Below are 23,271 nucleotides of genomic sequence, written 5' to 3'. Positions count from 1 at the left end.
TTTTAAAGCTACAGTGCCCTTGTTTTTTATCTTTTAACTTCAACCCCGGCTTTCTCCCTGTCCCATGTATTCGGAGTAATACCTGCTTGTTTCAGTAAGTATTTCTGTACACGCTCCGTAGGCGTCTTAGGCAGACTATCCATGAATTCTATGAAACGCGGCACAGCAAAGTAGGGCATCCTCTCGACTGCATGGGCGATCAGTTCCTCGGGGGTCAGTTTCTCACCAGGTTTGAGGACCACGCATATTTTCACTTCATCTTCGGGCATTTCAGCCTTGACGGCAACTGCTGCCGATTCGAGTACTTTGGGGTGTGTATTGATGGCCCGTTCCACCTCAAAGGAGGAGATGTTCTCCCCTCTTCTGCGGAGGGAATCCTTCTTCCGGTCTTCAAAATACATGTAGCCGTCTTCGTCCCGCTTTGCCAGGTCTCCGGTGTGAAACCAGAGGTTCCGGAACGTTTCGAGGGTCTTATCGGGCATATTATAGTACTCAAGCATCATGGTAAAAGGCTCTTTCGGGCGAAAGACGATCTCTCCGGGCACTCCAGGAGGTACTTCATTGTCTTCATCGTCAAAGAGTTTGATCTCATATATAGGCAGAGGCTGTCCGCATGAACCGGGTCTCCTGTCATACAGGGTCGTGTGGACCGGAATACCGATCTCGGTCATTCCGAACCCTTCCATGCATTTGCACCCGAACCTTTTCTCGAAGCGGTCCATGACTGCCTGGGGGCAGCCGGCGCCAAAGGCAATCTTGATTGGGTTATCAATATCATCAGGCTTTTCGGGTTGTTTTTCGAGAATAGGAATTACAGCACCCAGGTAGTTGAACTGGGTAGCATTGTACTTACGGATGTCCTCCCAGAAACGACTTGCGCTGAACTTGTCGGATAGGACCATCTGACCCTCTGCAAGCAGGGCTGTGATGGTGGTGAGGCATTGCCCGTTCATATGATAGAGAGGCAGGAATGTATAGAAAATATCGTCTTTTCCCCCCTCACGCAACGGAAGCAACTGCTCCGCTACTACGATCCAGAACTTATGGGGACCCAATGCACCCTTGGAGAGTCCCGTGGTTCCAGAGGTGTAAATGATATTTTGAGGGTCATGGGGATATATCTTAATGTCAACCGGAGACTCTGGGGCGTCAAAAAATTCCTCGAAACTGATCATTGGAATATTGTAACCGGCACTTTCCTCTTTGGTAAGACCGCCAAGGATCACTACCTTTTTGAGCTTCTTCAGGTCATTCTCGATCAGTTTAAGACGGTCCAGCCATTCGTGATCAAGAAACAGGACCTTTGAATCGGACTGGTCAATGATATGACGCAGGAACTCACCCTTGTATGAGGTATTGATGGGAACTTCTACCGCTCCCATTTTTGCCGAACCGAACCATATAAACAGATACTCAGGGCAGTTAGGGAGCATGATGCTGATCTTGTCACCCTTTGCCACGCCCTGCTGTATGAATGCATTTGCGCATCTATTTGCATAACGATTCATGTCGTCATAGGTGAATGACTGATCCTTGAAACGAAGGAAAACCCTATCGCCGTTTCTTTTTGCCCTGTCCTCGATCAATTCTCCGAGTACGTAAGGGATTTTGCTTTCTGACATTATAATACCTCCTCTTAGCGATAAGACACCTCAATGCATTGAGGTGTCTGTCCCATGCTTAATTTTTTACTCAGTTACGGTCTTGTCGCTCAATTATGAGCGTCTTCCCGGAGGCAAACTTTCTACCTTCCGTGTCTGACGCATTACTTGTCCATGATGTAGACAACCCCTCTATTGCCGTCCACCCAGATCTTGTCGCCGGTCTTGATCTTCTGCGTGGCTTCAACGGTTCCGGAAACACAGGGGATACCGAATTCCCTTGCCATGATAACAGGATGAGAAAGAGCACCGCCGCCGTCTGTCACAAGTCCCTTGATAATACCGAATACAACCATCCATGCCGTAGAGGTGCCGGGAGCAACCAGTATTTCGCCGGGTTTCAATTCAGATATTTTATCCACACTCATGATCACTCTTGCTGTTCCCTGAAAGGACCCCGGAGCACAGGCGGCGCCATACAGATCGGCCTTTAACTCTTTCCTCACCACAGGAACCTGCGTGGAAACAAGAAGGGTAGGATCGCTTCGGAGTATATCCTGCGCCTGACTTATGTCTCCAAAAAATGGTATCGGCTCGATCTTCATATTCTCTTCCCAGACCTTCTTCCGCCGCTCGACATAGGGACGGAGATTAATCCTCCCCAAAGGTATGGCAGCTTTACGTATCTCGTTTGGATGGAGGAAATAGACATCCTCGGCGTCATCGATACTCCCGGCCTGTGCAAACCTCCTGCCGAATTCCTGTAGGATCCATCGACCCATTGCGCCTACATGGCAGTCACAGAAATAGCCATGATCCTCACTCCAGTAACCTGATTTCTGCGCAGCTTTCACAAGGAGACTAAAAGCTGGTCTTTGTACCTCCGGCACTCTTGCAAGTACTTCTTTCTCAGTCTCCTCACGATCTTTGATTACACGAACTCTTTCCACGTCGAATTTAAACAGCGGTGCGTGCATAAGAAGCTTAATCCTACTGAGGCCCATACTTGGTTTCTCAAGCCAGACCGGGCTATCATAGGAATGTGCCCGGTCGGAGCGCCACCCGTGTTCCAGCAGGAATTCATGATAGAGACTGTTCCATGTTCTTCCGGCCTCAGAAGTATTCAGTTTGTCTATGAGAACATCATCCTCGGTATTTCTAAAGATATCGTCCAGGTTAAGCTCTACTGCCTTGCGACCGAGTTCCCACATCATCCGGCCCATTTTCATATCCTGGTTTTCAAACCCTGACATGAGTTTATGGAAATTAGGATCAATGGAAGGCTCCTCTTCAAAAATAGTTCTCCACATTTCCTGAAGTAGACCAACAATATAAAATGATGCCATTAGCATGATAAAATGGATTTCACCTTCTTTCCGGTTGATTATGTAGGCAAAATCAAGGAAGAAACTCAGCAGGTCGGCATTGCTCAGTTTTTTTATATCATCCCACTCCTTAAGGCCCCGTGCGTCCTTTGCCTCCTTGTACATCTTCAGTAACTCCGCTTTCAAGGGGTCCCAAACGCCGTCAAAGTTTTCAAGGAATGGTTTGATTTTCTCTCTGAAGATTGGCTCCCGCTCTTTTGCCTCCTCAGGGGTAGTACGAATAGCAGTAATATAGGGATAGCCTTGCACAAACCGCGAGTCCCATCCATGAGTAGTGGGTAAATGCAGGGTTTCAGCTCCGTAGCGCACCCCATGATAATACCAGTACCAGCCTATGCCCATATAAGTTGGTTTCATGGGCGGTCTGCCATGAACTACATCGCATAGGAGAACGCCGTACTCCTTCGAGTCTTTCTCATCATCAAACTCATAAAACGATAAATCATAAGCATCATGTAACATCTCTTGCCCCCTTTTAATTTTTATGCCATGGCATGTTCACCATGGTTTTAAAGTAAACTCCTCGAATCATTTCGTTACTATTTAAAAGCTAACAAGCCAACCATAAGATCAAGAACCTGATCAACCGGGGCCTGCTTTGAAATCACAACCGCGCGCGTCTGCAGCAAAACAATATTGGGGAAGGGCTTGTCTTCAGCCACAGCCCATTCAATGTCCTGAGGCAGACCGAAATGTGCCTCAAGTTTGTTCGCCAGCTTTGCAATCTCTTTCAATTCTTCATCGCTAAGACAAAAGGAACAGGCCTTTTCGGGAGAGATTTCGGCATCTTCAATCCCGCAATCCAGGCAAACTGTGGCCTTATCCTTTCTCCCGAGAGTTCTTTCGCGGACTTCCAGCGTTTCCTTGTCTATTACCCAGCGGTCAGGCATTAGTTCGCCGCTGACGACACTCTCTCCTAGACCCCAATTTGCTTCAATGATAATCTTTGACGTGTCCCCCGTATTCGGATCAGCACTGAAGGCAATTCCTGCTGACCGTGCTTGAACCATGGTCAGTACGGCCACTCCGATAGGCTCATTGCCGAGAGTCAAACCCTTGTTAATGCAAAAAGCCAGAGATCTCTCGTTGAAGGTGCTTGCCCATACTTTTCGCACCTTGTCAAGAAGATCATCTTTGCCTTTAACATTGAGATATGTCTCATACTGGCCGGGATGGCTCACTGCACCAGCAGACCGTGTGGAAACAGCAACGTCCAGAGTACAGGCCTGGTCGCACAGTTGGCTATAATAAGACAGCACTGTGTCAGCCATCTCTGGAGGCAGGGGTTTCGACTCAACGGCGTGCCGCATGGCCCTGCTTAGAGTACGGATTCCATTAACATCGTCCGCTGCAGGCTTGTGTGTTTCCAGGAGACGTGCTATTTCTTCCGCAGCCCCGGTAAGTTCCATGAACATCCCATAAGCACCCACGGATAGGCAGAATCCCTTCGGGACAGGCAGACCTGCTTTTGTTATCTCACCAAGGTTGGCACACTTTCTGCCTACACGTTCATTGTCCTCCTTGCCAAGCTCCTCAAGCCAGTAAATCCATTTATCAGACATATTATCCTCCTTAAAAACTTTCATGCATGTTGCGATTCCTTAAAAATTCTGTCAAAGGCTTCGACCATTGCTTCTGCAAACTCGGGGTCTTCGAGATTGCATAAAACATCGACAATCTCTACCTCTGGCTTCAGGCCATCCTTTAATGCATCGATAAAAACCAGGTCTCCCTCAGGATCATAGAGTACGGAACCCTCACGATCTATGGCAGACCAGCCTTTTAAAGGAACAAAAAACTTCACCGGCCCTTTTGCCTTATTCAATTTTTCTCTGTAGAAACCTGCGGCATACTGTAATTCATCAGCGTTATAGCGGGTCATGGCTCTCATTTCATCCATTTTCATTACGCGGGGTCTTGATATATATTTTTCCCTGTTATTACGGGTTACGCCACATCCTGTGAGGTTTACCGTACATGGAGCAATGATCATAGGAATACCCCTCTCGCAGGCTGCATCGAGCCTCTCCATACCGGCCGGCCTGTTCCCCTGATAAATTTCTTCGATCAGACCTGCCGGAACAATGTCTATGATACCATCGAAGAAACCATGAGAGATGAGTCGGTCCATCGCCCTCTCGCTTATCCCCTGGGCGTGAAACGTGCAAACATTGTAGCCCTTCATCTCCAGCAGCATCTCGACATGCCGGGCACACTTGGGACAGAAACCGATCTCCGTTATTGCAACAGACGGATATGGCAATGCCAAAGACGTATGTGGAAGACTTTCCTCTGCCATGCCCGAAATCACTCCTGCAACCTGTCCGATGGCATGGGTCAAAAGTTTATTCATTCCTGTAAATTCCATTATTATCTGCATGACAAGGATGTCCATGGAGTTAAACCACTCTGCCGAATAAGCAGGCATAGCTGCCGACGTTGCAATAACTTTCGGTATCCCGAAGGGAAGTCTGGACATTACCCGCGATCCCATAAGCGCCATCGATGCCCCACCAAGGGCCACTGCACCATCTACCTCCTGCCTGGAAAGGAGCTCTAATATCTTCTCCTGCGCCCCCTTTACCATAACCTCTGATTTCATATGCCTGTCCCGCGAAGCCATGAACTCTTCCGTATTCTTTCCCATGAGACCGGCTATCTCCTGCGGGGTGATGTCTACCTTTATTGGAGAATTACCTCCCAAGCTAAGGTCCATCATAATAACTCTGTGCCCTCTTGAGGCTATTTTCTCTTTTAGTAGCTGTAAGTGGTCCCCCTTGGTATCAAAAGTTCCCAGAATAACGATTGTTTTTCCCATGCCAGTCACACCCCCTCTATTGCTCTCTTTATCTCTGCCCGTACATCTGTGTTACAGCAGCCACAGCAGTAATAGCAGCGATTCTTCTTTTATCTTCAAAGAGTTTAGGAAGTTTTTCCTCTAATAGTTTCTCCCTCTCCATAATACTCTTCATATCATCCAGCAGGGTGGTCTCGCTTTCGATAAAATGGGTTCCAAGTTTACCTTTTACAAAGCGCGGGTTTTCCATGACCGCCAGGTGGAAGGGGATATTGTTCTTCATCCCGGTAATAATGTATTCGTAGAGCGCCCGCCGCATTCTGCTTATTGTCTCAGACCGGTCTCCTCCCCAGACAATGAGCTTCGCGATCATGGGATCATAGAAGGGAGGTATCGTATACCCGCTGTGCACACCGCTGTCAACGCGAACACCCGGACCTCCCGGAGCATTATAGCTTTTGATCTTCCCCGGTGTTGGGACAAAGTCTTCAAAGGGATCTTCCGCATTGATACGGCATTCAATAGCACTACCCCGCAGTTTCACGTCCTTCTGCGTGAGACTTAAGGGCAATCCCGAGGCAATTCGTATCCCCTCTTTCACTATATCCACACCCGTTACCATCTCCGTCACCGGGTGCTCCACCTGCACACGAGCATTTACTTCCATGAAATACAATTTTCTATCAGAGTAAAGGAACTCCATGGTCCCTGCGCCTTCATAACCAACCATCCTTGCGGCGTTTGCAGCCTTCTCTCCAATCTCTTTACGGAGTTTTGCGGATACGGCGGGGGAAGGGGATTCTTCAATTAACTTCTGATGTCTTCGTTGTATGGAACATTCACGCTCTCCAAGGTGGATGGCGTTTCCGTGGGAGTCTCCCAGTAGCTGAAACTCTATATGGCGAGGATTGGTCATGTATTTCTCAATGTAAACATCGGCTATGCCAAAGGTAGTCGCGGCAATGGCCTGCGTCGACTCCAGGGCTTTTTCCAGTTCCCCTTCGCTCCACACGATCGTCATCCCTATTCCCCCTCCACCACCGGAGGGTTTGATGATAATCGGATATCCGGTCTCCTTGGCTATGTCCCTTGCCTGCTTGAATTGTGTAACACATTCATCAGTCCCCGGCACCACTGGCACCCCTGCTCTTATCATCTCCCGGCGCGCCGCTACCTTGTCGCCCAAAAGAGCAAGAACTCTGCTCGACGGTCCGATGAACTTTATGCCCTCATCTTCACACATCCTGGCAAATTTCGGGTTCTCGGCAAGGAAACCGTAACCCGGATGGATCCCATCCGCTCCGCTCTCCTTCGCCACTTCAATCAGTTTTTCCATCTTGAGATAACTCATTGTTGCCGGAGCAGGACCGATGAAATAGGCCTCATCAGCATACTTCGCAAATAATGCGTCCTTATCAGCCTCGGAATAGACCCCAACGGACTGAATACCCATCTCCCGGCAGGCACGCATTATACGAATGGCTATTTCACCACGATTGGCTATGAGAATTTTCTTAAACATGTTACACCACCACCATTAGAAGGTCTTCAGGTTCAATAATTTCGCCTTCTTGAGCACAAATTTCTTTTACCACTCCGCCGTGCGGACAGTTGACGTGCCTTCTCATTTTCATTGCTTCAACTATTGCCACAAGATCGCCTGCTTTTACCTGATCGCCCACTTTTACTTCAAATGAAAGGACCAGTCCTGCCATTCCGGAGAGAACAGCACCTGCGGGCAGCTTAACCGGTTTTCTTGATGTTTTAGAATCATCCTGTTGCTGGGCTGCTGTTACGTTTTCGCTTCCATCCCAAAGAGGTGAAATTTTGACGTTAAATACTTCCCCATCTACATCCACGCTGAATTCCCGGGGAAAATCTACAGGCACCGTGCCCGATGCCGCTGGTTTCGCCATTGTTTTGACTATTTTTTTCTCAGGTTTACCGTTTCTCACCGGTTGTCCTGGAATAAGGAGCTTTAGTAAAAGGTCGTCATCAGAAAGATCAGCGCCAACCTCTTTACGGATTTCCTCAACGGTTTTAAGGTACCCTTCGGGCGCCCAATTAAGAAATTCTTTGGTTCTGGGCAAATTCATTACTTTGTCCTTGACGTTCTGGTCAACAGGTACAACCGGCTCTCCATAGTACCCGAGAATATACTTGGTTGCCTCATCGGTTAATTGTTTATATCTCTCGCCAAGGATTACATTCTCAATAGCCTGTGCCCCTACAATCTGTGAATAGGGTGTTGCCATTACAGGATATCCAAAATCCTTGCGAACCAGGACAACTTCCTCCAGGATTTCAGGCAGACGATTTTCCATGCCTACCTCTCTGAGCTGTCTCGTAAGATTAGACATCATACCGCCGGGCACCTGATGCTCAAAATGAAAGAGATCGTATTCCATCGGCACTCCAATGGGCATTCCCTCCTTTTCAGCAATTTTTCTAAAATGTTCTGAAACCTTTGCAAGGGCATCCTCATCCAGGTCTGATGTAAATCCCAAACGCTTGGCATTTTTTAAAATACTCTCTGTGGCCGGCAAAGAAGTACCGTTAGCGAGAGGTGCAACAGCTGTATGCACTGTTGTGACGCCAAGCTTAATAGCTTCAATGTAACACTGTGGAGCAAGTCCAACATTGCAGTGAGAGTGAAATTCAATGGGCAGACCATCGCAATTCTTAAGAACAGTGGACACGAGTTTCCGCGTATCTTCAGGCGTTATAACTCCTGATGCATCTTCAATCATGATCCGATCAACACAATCTTTCACTTCTGCGATCATCCTGGTTTTTTCAGCCCAGTGTTCGCTGGTATGGACCGGACTGGAGGTATACATGAGAGATGGTACAAGCTCAGCGCCCTCAGCCTTGGCTAATTGTGCAAAGTACCGGAATCTTTCCATATTCTCCTGGTAATCGCATATCCAGAAACTTTTTACTCCGTTGGCAATTGATCGCTTGATCCAGAGGGTGATAATATCACGGGGTGTACTCAAATCAAAAGAAGAGAGGCTTCCTGTCTGGTAAGACCCGCGGAGAGGTGTTCTGGTTATCAACTTGGAAAGTATCCGCATTCTCTCCCAGGGATCTTCATTGAGGTTTCGCACCTGTATTGTAAATGCCTGACTACCTACCACTGTAATGGCTTTATATCCAACCTTATCCATTATCTCCGCAATTGGAGTCATATGCTCTGTTCTCATGGTATAGCCCCACAGGCTCTGTTGAGCATCCCGTATGGTCTGATCTACAAATTCTATTTTATTCATGTTATTGTAGTCCTCCTTCTCTGTTTTATGCCTCTTTCCTTATCAACTTTTGTCTCTGATCGCTTCGCTCTAAGGGTTGTTCTTATAAGAAACTGCGTCCAGTTTCTTATAAGCCTTAATCATCAGGCACCGAAATACCGCTAAAATTTCTATTGCCTGATCTTCTGTTATATTTTCATCCAAATTAATGTATATGATCAATACATGCTTTCTAACAAATTCATAAGTTATAAAGGTTATCCTGGCATTAAATCAATAAACATAGAATTAGATTGACTCATTATTTACAATAATTTAGAATCAGTAATGAGACCGCCACAAGTCAATCTTCAGCATATAATTTCCTTTTACTATGTGGCTAAAGAAAAAAGCTTTAGCGACGCCGCTGAAAAGCTTTTTGTCACACAACCTGCGGTAACCCAACAGATAAGAACATTGGAGATTCAATTCGGCGTAAAACTTATCAATATAAAGAAAAAGCGCGTTTATCTCACAAAAGCAGGGGAGAGGCTATTTGTTTATGCTGAAGAGTTTCTCGACCACGCAATATTGGTAGAAAATTTTTTGAAAAGTTACAGATCGAATAACCTGTATATAGGAATAGCAGGGACGATGATGTTGTATCTAATGGGAATGATAGATAAATTCAAGGAACTCTATCCGTCTGTTCAGGTAACAGTAAGGGAAGGGCCTTCGCGGATACTCGCAGAGGAGTTGCTTGACTTCAGACATGATATATGTATTGTGGGACCATTATCCAATCTTAACGAAAGACTTAATGTTTTTCATATTCCTCCCAAGGTAGAACAGTTGGTTTTCGTGGCAAGTCCTGAGTACCGGTTGTCTATTGAACCACCGCTAAAATGGAAAGAACTGGCCTGTCATCCTCTCATTATTCAGCCTGAAGGATCTGTAGCGTATGAATTAATATTTAATAACTTTACTTCAAGAGGCTTGAAACTTCAAATCGGCGCTGAAGTTGACAACATTGAGTTCGCAAAAACACTGGCGAAACAGAAAAAAGGCATAGCACTGATGTTTCAACCAAATATAAGAGAAGAACTCGCCAACGGCACCCTTACAATCATCCCAATCGAGGATGGTGAGATTTGGCTTGGAATTGATGTTCTGACAAACAAGGAAGCTGCCTCATCTCCAGTTATAGAAGCTTTTTTTAATATAATAAAAGATCATTTCCATTACGTGTTATCTAAAGGTTGATGCTTATCGTTAACTTATTTAATGCAAGTCTTCAGATAAGCCCTTAAGTCAAGAACGATCACAGAAATGTTATCTGTGCTTCCAAGGTCCAACGCCTTTTCTTTTATCAGAATGGCTCCTTCCTGCGTATTTTTAGAAGACCTTGCTATTTCAATCACATCCTTCGGGGTAAGTACATCCCAGACACCATCACATGCGAGTATTACAAAATCGTTTTCTCTTCCCAGATAGCCCTCAACAATCCTCGGCTCAGTGCTTACAAAAGGCTTCAGCCTCGCATCACCCAATGCACGGCTTACCGCAAGGATGCCCTGTACCCTCGGCGTACCGTAACCAAAGATAAATCCGCCCAATTCTTCAATTCTTAACCTTTCTTCGGGAAGAGAAGGTTTATGATCTATTGTCAATAAATCAACACCCGCCTTACTCCCGGCAATTATCCGCGTATCGCCGACATTTGATACAATATACTTCTTGTCTATAATATAAAATGTTGCTGCTGTTGTTCCACTTTCAACGTCAATATCAACAATATGATCATCAACCTCAATATATGCCTGCCTCAAAATTTCAGATTCTCCCCTGCGTTCTTTTAAGGGTTTCTCAGCTTCAATTGCCCATAAATCTAAAAAACAGGGAGTAAGCATTCCGGCAGCAATGCGAGCCGCCTTTTTTCCGCCGTGGCCATCGTAAATTTCTGCGCTGAAAAACATTTTTTCCGGTATCTGGTAGATTGCATGTGCGTCTTCCATGCTTCCACGCCAGCCAATATCTTCAATAAAACCGTATGGGATATTTATCATTTCTTATATTTTCCGATTATCCATGATTCTGGAAATGTTCCTTAACCTGGTACATAAAGGCTTCAAGCCTTGTCGTGATATTTGTAGCACCCTGACCATCATAGGCTATATTAATTATGGGGATATGATACTTCTTTTGGATTAATTTCATAATGGCACTCGACACTGTTCCAGGCATGCAGGTAAAGGGCATTGCATTAATAATCCCTGATACACCCCTATGAATAAAATCAACAGCCTTTCCGACACTTAATATTGCCTCACCTTCAAAACTAACATGGACATAAGGACTTGCCTTTTTAATTATGTCGTCAATCTTCGGCTCTTTTCCATATCTCAGTTCTTTAGCAAACATCTTTTCAATCCGGTGTTCGTCTTTGCCCTGCATGTATCCGGTAATGAGAAAATTCATCATGTTGGAAATACCGCCATTTTTCAGGCTTTTCTTCCTGTTGATATAGTTTACATAGGTTATCCATTCTGCAATAGACGCAAGCCATGCCACTCCGCCAAATTCCTCTACCTTCCTCACAAGATCATTATTGCTGAACCTGTTAGACCTTATATATATTTCACCGACAATGCCGATAAGCGGTTTTTCTATCTTTATCCTCTTAATGTTCAAGAAATTATCCATAGCATTTTCAAGTACACCGCAAATGTTTTTACTGCCCTCTTCTATCGATTTTGAAATCCGAAGAAGGGCGTCTTCATAAACCTTATCCGTGTCTCCCTTTATTTCCTCAAATGGCCTTATCTCGTGAAGCATTTTTATGATAAGGTCTGTTGCTAATATTGATCTCCAACCCAACCGCTTGAATCTGCTTCCAAGCATATCAAGCTCATCGTAAAGCCTATGATCCTGATTAGGTGCATATATGGGCACTTCTTCAAAGCCCATTTCATCAAGAACCATTCTGTGGAATCTGTGATACTGTCCGAATCTGCATGGTCCGCCGCCTGTAGGCATAAAAAATGCGCTTTTTTCAGGATCAAAATTTGGTTTACTTACAGTCTTCAGCATATCACCCGTAGTTAGTATGCAGGGATAACATTCCTTGCCGGAGGTAATCTTTCTCCCGAGACGCACTGCTTCTTCACCGGATTCGTCCATAACATCCGTTTCAACACCACAAGCACGGAAAGCACTTGATAATGTAATAGAATGGTCACTCATATAAGGTATATATACCTTTCTCTTCTTACCGTTCACATCAAATTTTGGAATCCTTTTCTTCACTGTATTCGGTTCATGCTTTGCATTCCTGATGCTGTCCAGAAATGCTTCGAGCCTTGTAATAATCCCTGCATCGGCACTATGTTCATCAATTTCCAGTTGCAGGAAGGGCTTACCTTTCATGATCTTTTTAAAGAAATGCATAATAAAAGAATCGGGCCCGCAGCCAAAGTTTGTAATATATATCCCATAAAAATTATCGTGTTCTTTAACAATCTTTGCAGCCCGTAATATCTTTTGCCCATAACCCCAGTACATATCTTTCAGGTCTTCATCTTCTTCTGCGCCATCCATGATGGGCAGCATATCCAGCGGCACAGGCGTTACACCAAGGTCTATCAATTTTTTATGGATATTCAGGTTTGCCCCCGGGTCCACGCTGTTATATGGCCTTCCGATTACCACCATTACCTTTTCATGCTTTGCCGTAGCAGATAACAACTTTGCGCCTTCATCAATGCATTTACCGTAGAATGCGTTTTGTGTTTCCATTGCAATATCAAAGGCTTTTTCCACTTCTTTGCCTGTTTTGTGAATCCTTCTCCCGAAGGCTTTCAGTGTTTTTAAGGTATTTTTTTTGCTGCCGCCGAAATACACAACCGGTGAATCCAGTTTTACTCCAACAGCATCAAAGTCAATGGAGGCTTTGACAGTGTAGGGTATCGACTGGGCATAGGGGCAGGAAAATGTATTTGTCGTATGGTTGGAAATGTTTTTAAGATTAATGACGCTCGGAATAAAAATCCTTTTGACGCCTTTATTGATGAGATTGAGTATATGACCATGCGCGAGTTTTATAGGAAAGCATGACTCCACAATGATATTTTCAACCCCTTCTTTGATTATTTTTTGATTTGTAACATCGGAAAGTATAATGGAAAATCCGAGTTCTGTAAGAAATGCCTTCCAGAAAGGCAAAAAGTCGCAAATGTTTAATATTTTAGGTATCCCTATCAGTTCACCGTCAACCTTTTTATCATAGGTTTCATGCAGCAAATCGTCCCTTACCTTAAAAAGATCTGTTACATGTTTTTTTCCGATATTTCTTTTCACATCATATTTTTCACACCTGCTTCCATAGTATAACGGCACTTCATCCTCTACAGCTACTTTCCTGATCTCGCATAAATTTTCACAGCCTTTACACTCAAATGTATCTATTGTGTACTGTCTTTTGCTTAAGTCAAATCCCCTAAAATCACTTTTTGTCCAATTCCTCTCTTTCATTGCAAGAATCGCAACACCGATGGCACCGGTAATATCGTGGTGGGACGGCACTTTTACAGGTTTTTTCAAGACTTTTTCAAATGCAGCGATAACACCTTTGTTAAAAGCGGTTCCGCCTTGAAAAAATATTCTCTCCCCTATCTTCCTGTCGCCTACAACCTTATTAAGATAATTTGTAACGATTGAATAGGAAAGGCCGCTTACAAGATCATCAATCCTTGCACCTCTCTGCTGATGGTGCAGAATGTCAGATTCGATAAAAACCGTACATCGCTCCCCCATCTTTACAGGCGCTTTGGATGCAAGGGCAAGGTCGCCAAATTCCTCTTTTATTGAAATTCCGAGTTTTTCAGCCTGTTCTTCCAGAAAAGAGCCTGTTCCCGCAGCACAGGCTTTATTCATTTCAAAATCCACGATAACACCATTATCTATGCTTATGTATTTTGAATCCTGCCCCCCGATTTCAAAAATAGTATCTACTTTGCTGTCTATATTTATCGCGGCTTCAGCCTGTGCAGTTATTTCATTTCTAACTATGTCGGCACCGATAAAATCGCCTGTCAAATATCTTCCCGAGCCTGTGGTTCCGGCGCCTATTATTTCAATTTTTTCCCCTATTTCTTCTCCAATTTCTGCAAGACCTCTTTTTACCGCATCAAGAGGTCTACCTTCAGTCATAAGATACCTTTTGGCAAGAATATCCTTATTCTCGCTAATAACCACAAGGTTTGTACTTATTGATCCCACATCAAGACCGAGGTATGCCCTGGTTTTTTCGCTGACATTTTTCAATTCATAAGATATATTGAGATTTTCTTCTGAAATCTTTAACGATTCATGTGATTCATGAAATCTTTCCTGCGACAGGTACTCTTCCAATCCATCCAAACCAACAAAGGTTTGTTTTAAAACCGGGTCATCAAGTACTGTATAGATTGCACCAATTGCGCCCATTGATGTAAAGTGTTCGGGAACTATCAGTTCACTATCTTTTAAAACAAATACATCCCTCATGGCCTTTTTCATACCTGCATTGGCAGCAACACCACCGATAAAGGCAACAGGATTCTTTATTTCTTTTCCTTTGGTAATATTACTTTTAAAGTTCCTCGCAAGGGCATAGCAGAGACCTGCGACTATCTCATAATCCGGGGTTGCAATTTGCTGAAGATGTATCATATCGGATTTGGCAAATACCGTACATCTTCCGGCAATCCTTGGCACATTGGTTGCTTTCAGGGCTATTTCACTGAACTCTTCTATCGTAAAACAGAGTCTGGAAGCCTGCTGGTCTAAAAAAGAACCTGTTCCTGCAGCACATAAGGCGTTCATAGAGAAGTCTTTTACCCGCAACCTTTTGTTTTTACCTGACTTCTCAAATACGATGAGCTTGGAATCCTCACCGCCTATATCGATTAAACTGCCGATATGTGGATACATATGACTAAATCCGGTTGCAAGGGCCACTATTTCATTTACAAATGTTGCACCGATGATGGAAGCAAAATGTTTTGCTCCTGTACCTGTTGTTGCAATAAATTCTATATCATGGGTTTTAGTCAGTTCTTCGACAGCTTCCTTTGCCGCTTCAATAGGTCTGCCAAGATGACGTATATACCTGTCTATCTCTATATTGCCCGACTCATCGATTATGGTAAGGTTTACACTGACAGAACCGATATCAATACCAATCCGGTGCACCTCTGTATCCCCCTATATTATACATTATACAAAGATTTTGATTTTGTAAGGCTCTTATGTTTTAATTATAATATAAAAGGCTTTAAATCAATACAAATATCGACTATGAAAAGAAACCATATATATGTCAGGGGTATAGTACAGGGTGTATATTTCAGACACAACACAATGATACAAGCCGAGAAGCTCGGATTAAAAGGATGGGTAAGAAATTTAAATGATGGCAGGGTTGAAATTGTTTGCGAAGGAGATGATGAGCCCGTCGACGAATTTATTGCATGGTGCAGCAAAGGCCCAAGAGGCGCTTATGTTGAAAACTTAGATATTAGACATGAAGAATTCAAAAATGAATTCAAAAAGTTCCAGATTTTATACTAAACAGTTGCATTATCCTCTTTTTCTGGACATTTCAGGCAAATCCTGTATTGTTACAGGAGGCGGAAAGATAGCCGAAAGAAAGGTTGTAATGCTTCTTAAATTTAATGCTGATGTAAAAGTAATCAGTCCAAAAATTACTGCGACCTTATCAAAGCTATCAGAATCTGGTAAAATTGAGGTTATTGAACGTGAATATAAAGACGGTGATTTAGACAGGGCATCATTGGTATTCGCAGCCACAAACAAAAAAGAAATTAATGAAAGAATCAAGAAAGAAGCTGCAGTAAGAGGTATCCCGGTTAATGTTGTTGACGATCCGGTTCTTTGTGATTTTATTGTCCCATCTATTGTAAGAAAAGGCCCTATTGTTATTGCCGTTTCTACTTCCGGAGTTCTGCCTTCGCTGTCAAAAAAGCTGAAAAAAGAGATAAGCGGATATATTACAGAAGATTATATAAAATATGCTCGTATTATCGGGAAATTCAGAAAACTTTTAATTGAAATAGTAAGAGATAAAAAAAAGAGGGCGGAGATAATGGCAGAAATAAATAAATCAGACATGAAAGAACTGATAAAAATGAATATGAACGAGATAAAAACAAGATTCCTGAAAGAAAGCAGATGAATATATACCTATCTTATATTGCCCTTTCTTTCTATGTGATCTCAACAATATCATGTCTTTTTTACTTAACTGTCAGCAAAAAGATAATTGAGAGGCTGGGACATTATTTTTTTATAATAGGTTTGTCGATCCATTTTTTCGCAACACTTGTCAGGTACTTGAAGGCAGGCTATACACCAATAACAAATGCATATGAAGCTCTCTCCTTTTTTTCTCTATGCATCGCCTGTTTTTTTCTGTATATCAAAAAAATGTATAAAATGGAAATGCTCGGTAGTATTTTTCTGCCTGTTTTGACGATAATTTTTATTTTTGCTTTCGCTTTTCCCACAGAGATCAAGCCTCTGCCACCTGCACTTAACAGCTACTGGCTGCCTGTTCATACTATTTTTTCATTTATCGGCAGTGCGGTTTTTTTAATCAGCTTTTTCGTTTCAGTAGTCTACTTGATTGTTGAAAAAAATATCAAAAAGAAAAGGTTTTCACCCATGACTACGAGATTCCCTTCCCTTGAAACACTCGATTTAATTAACTACCGATGTATTTCTTACGGCTTTACTTTTCTTACTATAGGCATTATAACCGGCTCCATATGGGCAAGCACAATCTGGGGTTCATACTGGAACTGGGATCCTAAAGAAACATGGTCTCTTATTACATGGATTGTATATGCCATTCTCATTCACAACAGACTTACCATTGGCTGGAGGGGCAGAAAAACCGCATATATGATGATTATAGGTTTTTTTTCAATACTTATAACTTTTTTTGGCGTTAGTTTCTTTTTAGGAGGACAGCATTCGTTCATTTAGATCCCTCCAGAAGGCTTTTTGAAATGCACATTGTAGTGTTCGGACTCAATCACAATACCGCCCCTATTGATATAAGAGAGAAACTATATATTCCCGAGGAGAGCATACCCGACACTTTATCAAGAATAAAAACAGCAGGTATTCATGAAGCAGTTATCGTCTCTACCTGCAACAGAACCGAAATATATTTTTGTACGAATGATCAGGAAGAATCCCTCAATATAATTCACGATACACTTTTCATTGATTTTAGTATAAAACAGGACTGGATAAGCAATTACACCTATTGTTTCGAGGACGAAGATGCCTACAGGCATCTGTTTCTCGTAGCCTCAGGGCTTGATTCAATGGTTATAGGGGAACCGCAGATACTTGGCCAGATCAAGGATGCATACAGAACAGCCACCCTTCAGAACGCCACAGGTTTTTTTCTCGATAAAACCTTTCATAAAACATTTAATGTTGCAAAAAGGATAAGGACTGAGACCAGGATAGGATATAACCCAATATCAATCAGTTCCATGGCGATAGAACTGTCAAAAAATATTTTTGGTGAATTGCATAAAAAAAAGATCCTCGTAATCGGCGTCGGCGAGATGTGTGAAATTGCATTAAAATATTTTAGAAAAGAAGGGCTTAATGAAATCTTTATTGCAAACAGAACATTTCAGCATGCACAAAATCTTTCAGAAGAAATTATCGGCACCCCTTGTCTTTTTCAGGAAATACCGGAATTGTTGACAAAAGTCGACATGGTACTTTCGTCTACAGGTTCGGAGAAACCGATAATTGACAAAACACTAGTCCATACAGTAATGAAAAAAAGGAAAAACAAACCCCTGTTTTTTATAGATATCGCCTTGCCAAGGGATGTGGACCCGGAAGTAAATGATTTTGAAAATGTATATCTCTATGATATTGATGACCTTAAAGAGCTTTCACAAAAGCATATTTCAGACAGGGTTAAAGAATCAGAGAAAGCTATGGCTATTATTGACGAGGAAAAATCAAATTTTACAGCATGGCTTAACAGGCTCGATGTGAACCCTCTTATAACACACATTATTGGAATAGTTGATGAAACAAGAGAAAAAGAACTGAGAAAAATTACACAGAAGTTGAAAAATGCTGACGAAGAGACCTTGAAACTTATCGATATTTTAACTAAAAATATCGTTAACAAGTTAATTCATCCACATATTTCAATGATAAAAAAGAATGAAGACCCGGTTGTCATTGATATAATTAAGAAAATATTCAGTTTTGAGGTAGAGGATGAAAACAAAATGGATAGTGGGCACGAGAGGGAGTAAACTTGCGTTAAAGCAAACAGAATTAACAATAGAAGTTCTGAAGCATATATATCCGGATTTTAATTTTCCTGTCAAAATTATTAAAACAACCGGCGACACTAACTGGGATGCCCCGTTGAACCTTATCGGCGGCAAAGGCATCTTCGTTAAAGAAATCGAAGAAGCTTTATTAAGAAAAGAGATAGATATTGCCGTTCATAGTATGAAAGATCTTCCGACCGAGCTTGGTAAAACATTAACTGTCGGCGCAATTCTCAAAAGAGAAGATCCCAGGGATGCATTCATCTCTCTGAAACATAAGAATATAAAAAGCATTGGAAATAAAGCAAAAATAGGTACAAGCAGCATCAGAAGAAAATCACAGATTCTTAACTTCAACCGGAATATTGATGTTGTGAATCTCAGGGGAAATATTGATACAAGGATAAGGAAAATGACGGAACAAGGTTTAGACGGCATCATACTTGCGTATGCAGGGATAAAAAGAATGGGTTTTGAACAATACATAAAGGAGATACTCCCCTTTGAAATAATGGTGCCGCCGGCCGGCCAGGGCGCAATAGGAATTGAAATAAGAAATGAGAGTGAAGCATTGAATATGTTAAAACCCATAAACCATGAGAACAGTTTTCTGGAGATTGCCATAGAGAGAAAACTTCTGTCAGCCATAGGAGGAGGATGTCAGACACCTTTAGGCATTAACGCAAGAATTAATAACAAAAAAATAGATTTGTATGTTGTATTATGCAAAGACAATGGAGAGATTTTGATAAAAGATAAATTTGAAGGCTTTGTCGATCAACCCGACAAACTGGTTGCTGAAGTCTTAAATATAATGCCTGAAATATAAATGCCTCCCAAAAAGGGAGGCATTTATTATAAAATGGTCATTTAATAGTTCAAACTGCTTCCTTGAATGCCTTGCCTGCCGTGAATTTTGGTACTTTTCTGGCAGGTATTTTTATTTCTTTACCTGTCCTAGGGTTTCTCCCCTTTCTTGCCTGCCTCTTAGAAACCGAGAATGTGCCAAAACCTACAAGCGTAACCCTTTCTTCTTTTTTCAAAGATGCCTTAATGCTGTCGATAAAAGCATCTAATGCTTTACCGGCTGCCGTTTTTGTTACTTTTGCGTTTGCTGCCATTTTACCTATTATCTCTGCCTTTGTCATACTACCCCTCCTTTTTTTTCTGTGATTTTTATGGTAGCTTTGGATTTAACCACCCTGTAAGTACTTTATACTCATTATTATATAGAAGTTTCAATATTTTTTTTATTTATTTTAAATCCTGTGAGATAAAGAATAATTTATGGCAAGGAGACACTTTGAGTTATCTCTTCTGCAAGTTTCCACAATCTGTTAGAATGCCTGTGTTCCTGAAGAAAACTCAAAAAAGTTGCAGCTATGGGGGAAAGAGTTTTTCCCTTGAGGTGAATAACATCAATGTCTATTGAGAACGCACCGTCCTTAAGAGGAATTGTAGACAACTCTCCTCTTTCTATTTCATCTCTTACACTTATGCTTGACAGAAATGAAAAACCTTTATTCTTTTTTACCAGTTGTTTGATAAACTCAATATTTCCAGCCTCAATAAATACAGATGGTTGAAGACCTCTTTTCTCAAATTCTTTCCAAATAGAAAACTTAATAGCTGATCTGGCATCAGTCCAAATTAGAGGCTCTCCAACAAGATCCTGGAGAGAAACCTTTTTCTTCTTCAAAAGCTTATTTTGTGGAGAAGCAACAAGAAGTATGTCTTCCCTGCTGAAAGGTATTACATTCATTTGTTCAGGATAAGGAACTTTTGCTACTATTGCCAGATCTAACAAGTGTAGCATGACATCATCGACCAATTCCTGCGAACCTCTTTCAACAAGATGCACGGCTATATGAGGGTGACTGTCCTGAAATGAGGATATGATAATCGGCATGAGGTATTGTGCTATAGCTCTTGTTGAACCAAGACGTAATGAACCCTTCTTGAGTTCCCGGAGTTCCTTGACTTCTACGGTTAAATCATCAACGAGGGTAAATATCTTTTCAGCATAATCATAAAGGAGTTGGCCAATCTCTGTAAGCATTAGTTCTTTTCCGAACCGGTTAATAAGTGTAAACCCGACATAACGCTCAAGCGAACGAACCTGAATAAAAACAGCCGGTTCAGTCACACAAAGCTCTTCAGCCGCTTTCGAATAGGTGCCCAGTTTCATAACGTTATAAAAAACACGGAGTTGGTTAAGATTCATATTAACATGCAATTATTATGATGTTTGACATGCCCATCCTGATTCAGGGTAAATTGTATTAATTTTATTAAACAAATTATAAAAATAATTATGTTGACCTGTCAATATGAAAAGAAGTATACCAAAACACATTAAATTGAAAAAATTAATTTCCTTAAAAAATGGGAGAGAATTTTTAGGATTCATTAGCTCTTAAACTGTTATGACTCTGATGCACTCTATTGCACGGGGTTTTTTGATAACATAGAATGACAGTATATTATTTTAGAGGAGGGTTAAATGGCTAAGGATCAGAGCATTTATTGGAATCCCATTGCGGAAACTTTGCCGCGGGAAAAGCTTCAGGCATTACAGGTAAAAAAGTTTAAAAGAATTTTTGAATGGGCTTATAACAACTCACCGTTTTACAAAAAACTTTACAAAGAAGCCGGCATGGAACCAGGAGATATCAAAACCTATGAAGATATTAAAAAGGTCCCTAAAACCGACAAAGCAGTGCTGAGGGACGTACAGGACAGACCGCCCTTTCCATACGGTGATATGCTGGCAGTCCCGCTCAGTCAGGTTACTGAATTCAGGCAGACAAGCGGCACCACCGGCACACCCGTATATCAGGCAGACACTTGGCAGGACTGGGATTGGTGGGCAGAATGCTGGGCCTACATCCTTTATGCTCAGGGTTACAGGGATACGGACAGATTTTTTATTCCATTCGGGTACAATATATTTGTTGCTTTCTGGGCTGCTCACTACGCAGGAGAGAAAGTGGGCTGCGAGGTTGTACCTGGTGGTGTTCTGGACACAGAGGCAAGGATTATGAAGATGCAGGAGCTGAAATGCACTGCCTTTGGCGCTACCCCGACTTACGTCCTCGGCATGGCTGATACAGCAAGGAAGATCGGTATTGATCCGAGAACCATAGGCATCAAGAGAATAACATGCGCAGGCGAACCGGGTGCAAGTATACCTACCACAAAAAAGAGAATTGAAGATGCATGGGGAGCAAAGGTATATGACCACATCGGCGCTACCGAAATAGGCGCATGGAGTTACATGTGTACTACCCAGAAGGGTCTTCATGTAAATGAAGCTATGTTTCTTGTTGAGATAGAAGATGTAGATACCGGTGAAATCATCGATACACCAATGAAAAACGGGAAGATGGTTATTACCGCCTTTGACAGAATGGCTAAACCGTGTATCCGTTTCGATTCTAAAGACGTTATTCGCTGGGCAGACTACGATTGTGAATGTGGCCGTACCTTCAGGATGATTGACGGTGGAGTTGTTGGAAGAGCCGACGACATTACAAAGGTAAAGGGTGTGCTCCTTGCCCCCACAGCCATTGAAGAAGTTGTGAGAAGCTTTGAAGAATTGAGTGATGAATACGAAGTAATTGTCACCAAGAAAGGTGATATTGACGACATCATGCTCAAAATAGAGCTGCGGCCAGGTCAGGAGAAAAATCAGGCAGAGATCCTGAATCGCCTGAAAGACCAGCTTAGAGTCAAGACGAACCTCGGTTATAAAATTGAGATCCATCCTTATGAAAGTCTACCCAGGTATGCGTTGAAGGCAAAAAGATTCAAAGACATGAGACCACACTAAGACAAGGAGGGATAACCCATGGCAAAAAAATATAAAATTAAAGAAATGGATGAAAAGATTAAACTGATAAGAAAAACAGCAGAAGAATTAAATACGCTTGGAGGAGGCATTCAGGCAGTGGAGAAGAATATTGTACGCCTTCTTTCAAGCACAAAGATGTTGGAATTGAATATATCCGACTTTAAGGATTTTGTATAAAATATTTGCCGGACTTGTAAAAGTCTCAGAACAGTTGCTTCTGCGATATTTTTCATTGAGACTTCTATTGAGAATTTCGAGTTCAGCTTAAATATTTGAATGTTGTTTATACCTATCCTGCTTCACTTAGCCGATAAGTGCAGCAGGATAGGTATTTTTTATGAAATTTATTAAAATATTTACAACACATCCTGCCTTTGCTTTATCATCAGTTACAACTATAAAACTGTATTATCTTTTTCCCACTATATCCTGACTATGTTAGTAACAGATTGTTTTTAATAATATTTTTATAAGCAACCATGCTTGTTAAAAAAATAACATAAAAAATAAAAGTGGCTTTCTGAATTTTTTGAAAGAAATAATCAAAAATATGGTTTTTAGGAATAATTTTTTTATTTGCAATCCTAATCTTTTTGGGGTAAGTATTAAATTAAATGGCTTAAATAAAACGAAATGTATTCTGTTGTTGTACAATATATACATCAACAATTCAGAATACAGCACCAAAGTCGGGACTGATCGGTGTACAGAAACAATTGTGCAGCCGGTAGTTGTAATAGCAGCAAATGTAATGTTTTGTATCAAGATTACAACACAAGGAGGTGATCTTCTAGCGTAAATTAAGTTTATTCAACAGATAATATTTTTAGAAAGACTGTTTTATGTTTAATCCGAGATTCAAAATAATTTAAGGGGGTACACTATATGAATCAGAAAGGAGAAGTTAAGCAGCCTTTACTGGGATTTTTGGGGTTAATTGTTGTATTGTTTCTTGCCTTTGGAATTATAATCTGGTTTAAGCCGGAGACATTTATTCCCTGGGCCGGTGAGTTGGCAATGTGCCT

Annotated in this window: 18 protein-coding genes; 8 read left to right on the top strand and 10 right to left on the bottom strand. The window is 42.0% G+C overall.

Translation table 11 applies throughout. The annotated features are described in order from the left end of the window. Positions 1–26 precede the first annotated feature (26 nt). The 6 genes from NT010_07590 to NT010_07565 all read right to left on the bottom strand — a co-directional run bounded on the left by NT010_07590 (position 27) and on the right by NT010_07565 (position 9,055). The gene (locus tag NT010_07590; protein ID MCX5805914.1) at positions 27–1,622 is read right to left on the bottom strand and encodes an AMP-binding protein; all 1,596 of its coding nucleotides are present in this window, start codon (positions 1,620–1,622) and stop codon (positions 27–29) included. A 143-nt stretch (positions 1,623–1,765) separates the two neighbouring features. Next, a complete protein-coding gene (locus NT010_07585) occupies positions 1,766–3,448 on the bottom strand; it encodes a PEP-utilizing enzyme (GenBank protein MCX5805913.1) in 1,683 nt (560 codons plus the stop codon). 77 nt (positions 3,449–3,525) lie between these two features. Beyond that, the gene (locus NT010_07580; GenBank protein ID MCX5805912.1) at positions 3,526–4,548 is read right to left on the bottom strand and encodes a PEP/pyruvate-binding domain-containing protein; all 1,023 of its coding nucleotides are present in this window, start codon (positions 4,546–4,548) and stop codon (positions 3,526–3,528) included. A gap of 20 nt (positions 4,549–4,568) precedes the next feature. Beyond that, entirely contained in the window at positions 4,569–5,804 is a 1,236-nt protein-coding gene (locus NT010_07575) for a Tm-1-like ATP-binding domain-containing protein (GenBank protein ID MCX5805911.1), read from the bottom strand. A gap of 28 nt (positions 5,805–5,832) precedes the next feature. Continuing rightward, a complete protein-coding gene (locus NT010_07570) occupies positions 5,833–7,305 on the bottom strand; it encodes an acetyl-CoA carboxylase biotin carboxylase subunit (protein ID MCX5805910.1) in 1,473 nt (490 codons plus the stop codon). A gap of 1 nt (position 7,306) precedes the next feature. After that, positions 7,307–9,055, bottom strand: coding sequence for a pyruvate carboxylase subunit B (locus tag NT010_07565; protein ID MCX5805909.1), 1,749 nt, complete (start codon positions 9,053–9,055; stop codon positions 7,307–7,309). Between the two features lie 306 nt (positions 9,056–9,361). Between NT010_07565 and NT010_07560 the strand changes: the two genes are divergently transcribed. Next, on the top strand, positions 9,362–10,276 hold the full coding sequence (locus NT010_07560; GenBank protein MCX5805908.1) for a LysR family transcriptional regulator: 915 nt from the start codon (positions 9,362–9,364) through the stop codon (positions 10,274–10,276). A gap of 14 nt (positions 10,277–10,290) precedes the next feature. Here NT010_07560 and NT010_07555 read toward each other — a convergent pair whose 3' ends face one another. Both NT010_07555 and NT010_07550 read right to left on the bottom strand, forming a co-directional pair. Then, positions 10,291–11,079, bottom strand: coding sequence for a PP2C family protein-serine/threonine phosphatase (locus NT010_07555; GenBank protein MCX5805907.1), 789 nt, complete (start codon positions 11,077–11,079; stop codon positions 10,291–10,293). Between the two features lie 16 nt (positions 11,080–11,095). Beyond that, entirely contained in the window at positions 11,096–15,244 is a 4,149-nt protein-coding gene (locus NT010_07550) for an acyl-CoA dehydratase activase (GenBank protein ID MCX5805906.1), read from the bottom strand. Between the two features lie 105 nt (positions 15,245–15,349). Here NT010_07550 and NT010_07545 point away from each other — a divergent pair, with 105 nt between their 5' ends. Genes NT010_07545 through hemC form a run of 5 tightly spaced genes read left to right on the top strand, consistent with a single transcriptional unit; the run spans position 15,350 to position 19,222 of the window. Further along, entirely contained in the window at positions 15,350–15,622 is a 273-nt protein-coding gene (locus NT010_07545; protein ID MCX5805905.1) for an acylphosphatase, read from the top strand. Next, the gene (locus tag NT010_07540) at positions 15,591–16,247 is read left to right on the top strand and encodes a bifunctional precorrin-2 dehydrogenase/sirohydrochlorin ferrochelatase (GenBank protein MCX5805904.1); all 657 of its coding nucleotides are present in this window, start codon (positions 15,591–15,593) and stop codon (positions 16,245–16,247) included. The genes NT010_07545 and NT010_07540 overlap by 32 nt, the downstream gene beginning before the upstream one ends. Then, entirely contained in the window at positions 16,244–17,059 is an 816-nt protein-coding gene (gene ccsB / locus NT010_07535; protein MCX5805903.1) for a c-type cytochrome biogenesis protein CcsB, read from the top strand. The genes NT010_07540 and ccsB overlap by 4 nt, the downstream gene beginning before the upstream one ends. Positions 17,060–17,082: 23 nt before the next feature. Then, positions 17,083–18,372, top strand: a complete 1,290-nt coding sequence (gene hemA, locus NT010_07530; protein MCX5805902.1) for a glutamyl-tRNA reductase — start codon at positions 17,083–17,085, stop codon at positions 18,370–18,372. Continuing rightward, complete coding sequence (hemC, locus tag NT010_07525; GenBank protein ID MCX5805901.1) at positions 18,335–19,222, top strand: hydroxymethylbilane synthase; 888 nt, start codon at positions 18,335–18,337, stop codon at positions 19,220–19,222. Before hemA ends, hemC begins: the two co-directional genes overlap by 38 nt. Positions 19,223–19,271: 49 nt before the next feature. Here hemC and NT010_07520 read toward each other — a convergent pair whose 3' ends face one another. Next, entirely contained in the window at positions 19,272–19,586 is a 315-nt protein-coding gene (locus tag NT010_07520; protein ID MCX5805900.1) for an HU family DNA-binding protein, read from the bottom strand. Between the two features lie 92 nt (positions 19,587–19,678). Next, positions 19,679–20,617, bottom strand: a complete 939-nt coding sequence (locus NT010_07515) for a LysR family transcriptional regulator (GenBank protein ID MCX5805899.1) — start codon at positions 20,615–20,617, stop codon at positions 19,679–19,681. A gap of 279 nt (positions 20,618–20,896) precedes the next feature. Here NT010_07515 and NT010_07510 point away from each other — a divergent pair, with 279 nt between their 5' ends. Both NT010_07510 and NT010_07505 read left to right on the top strand, forming a co-directional pair. Further along, entirely contained in the window at positions 20,897–22,225 is a 1,329-nt protein-coding gene (locus NT010_07510; protein ID MCX5805898.1) for a phenylacetate--CoA ligase family protein, read from the top strand. An 18-nt stretch (positions 22,226–22,243) separates the two neighbouring features. Then, complete coding sequence (locus NT010_07505) at positions 22,244–22,423, top strand: hypothetical protein (protein ID MCX5805897.1); 180 nt, start codon at positions 22,244–22,246, stop codon at positions 22,421–22,423. The last annotated feature ends 848 nt before the right edge of the window (positions 22,424–23,271 follow it).

It is taken from the genome of Pseudomonadota bacterium (assembly GCA_026388275.1).
In the GTDB taxonomy this organism is placed as follows: domain Bacteria; phylum Desulfobacterota; class Syntrophorhabdia; order Syntrophorhabdales; family Syntrophorhabdaceae; genus JAPLKB01.
Note: the sequence above shows the minus strand (reverse complement) of the source record. Positions and strands in the feature narration are given on the sequence as shown.

Coding starts and splice junctions, on each gene's coding strand:
- NT010_07590 (MCX5805914.1), bottom strand. CDS start 1,622: ATGTCAGAAAGCAAAATCCCTTACGTACTCGGAGAATTGATCGAGGAC.
- NT010_07585 (MCX5805913.1), bottom strand. CDS start 3,448: ATGTTACATGATGCTTATGATTTATCGTTTTATGAGTTTGATGATGAG.
- NT010_07580 (MCX5805912.1), bottom strand. CDS start 4,548: ATGTCTGATAAATGGATTTACTGGCTTGAGGAGCTTGGCAAGGAGGAC.
- NT010_07575 (MCX5805911.1), bottom strand. CDS start 5,804: ATGGGAAAAACAATCGTTATTCTGGGAACTTTTGATACCAAGGGGGAC.
- NT010_07570 (MCX5805910.1), bottom strand. CDS start 7,305: ATGTTTAAGAAAATTCTCATAGCCAATCGTGGTGAAATAGCCATTCGT.
- NT010_07565 (MCX5805909.1), bottom strand. CDS start 9,055: ATGAATAAAATAGAATTTGTAGATCAGACCATACGGGATGCTCAACAG.
- NT010_07560 (MCX5805908.1), top strand. CDS start 9,362: ATGAGACCGCCACAAGTCAATCTTCAGCATATAATTTCCTTTTACTAT.
- NT010_07555 (MCX5805907.1), bottom strand. CDS start 11,079: ATGATAAATATCCCATACGGTTTTATTGAAGATATTGGCTGGCGTGGA.
- NT010_07545 (MCX5805905.1), top strand. CDS start 15,350: ATGAAAAGAAACCATATATATGTCAGGGGTATAGTACAGGGTGTATAT.
- NT010_07540 (MCX5805904.1), top strand. CDS start 15,591: ATGAATTCAAAAAGTTCCAGATTTTATACTAAACAGTTGCATTATCCT.
- ccsB (MCX5805903.1), top strand. CDS start 16,244: ATGAATATATACCTATCTTATATTGCCCTTTCTTTCTATGTGATCTCA.
- hemA (MCX5805902.1), top strand. CDS start 17,083: ATGCACATTGTAGTGTTCGGACTCAATCACAATACCGCCCCTATTGAT.
- hemC (MCX5805901.1), top strand. CDS start 18,335: ATGAAAACAAAATGGATAGTGGGCACGAGAGGGAGTAAACTTGCGTTA.
- NT010_07515 (MCX5805899.1), bottom strand. CDS start 20,617: ATGAATCTTAACCAACTCCGTGTTTTTTATAACGTTATGAAACTGGGC.
- NT010_07510 (MCX5805898.1), top strand. CDS start 20,897: ATGGCTAAGGATCAGAGCATTTATTGGAATCCCATTGCGGAAACTTTG.
- NT010_07505 (MCX5805897.1), top strand. CDS start 22,244: ATGGCAAAAAAATATAAAATTAAAGAAATGGATGAAAAGATTAAACTG.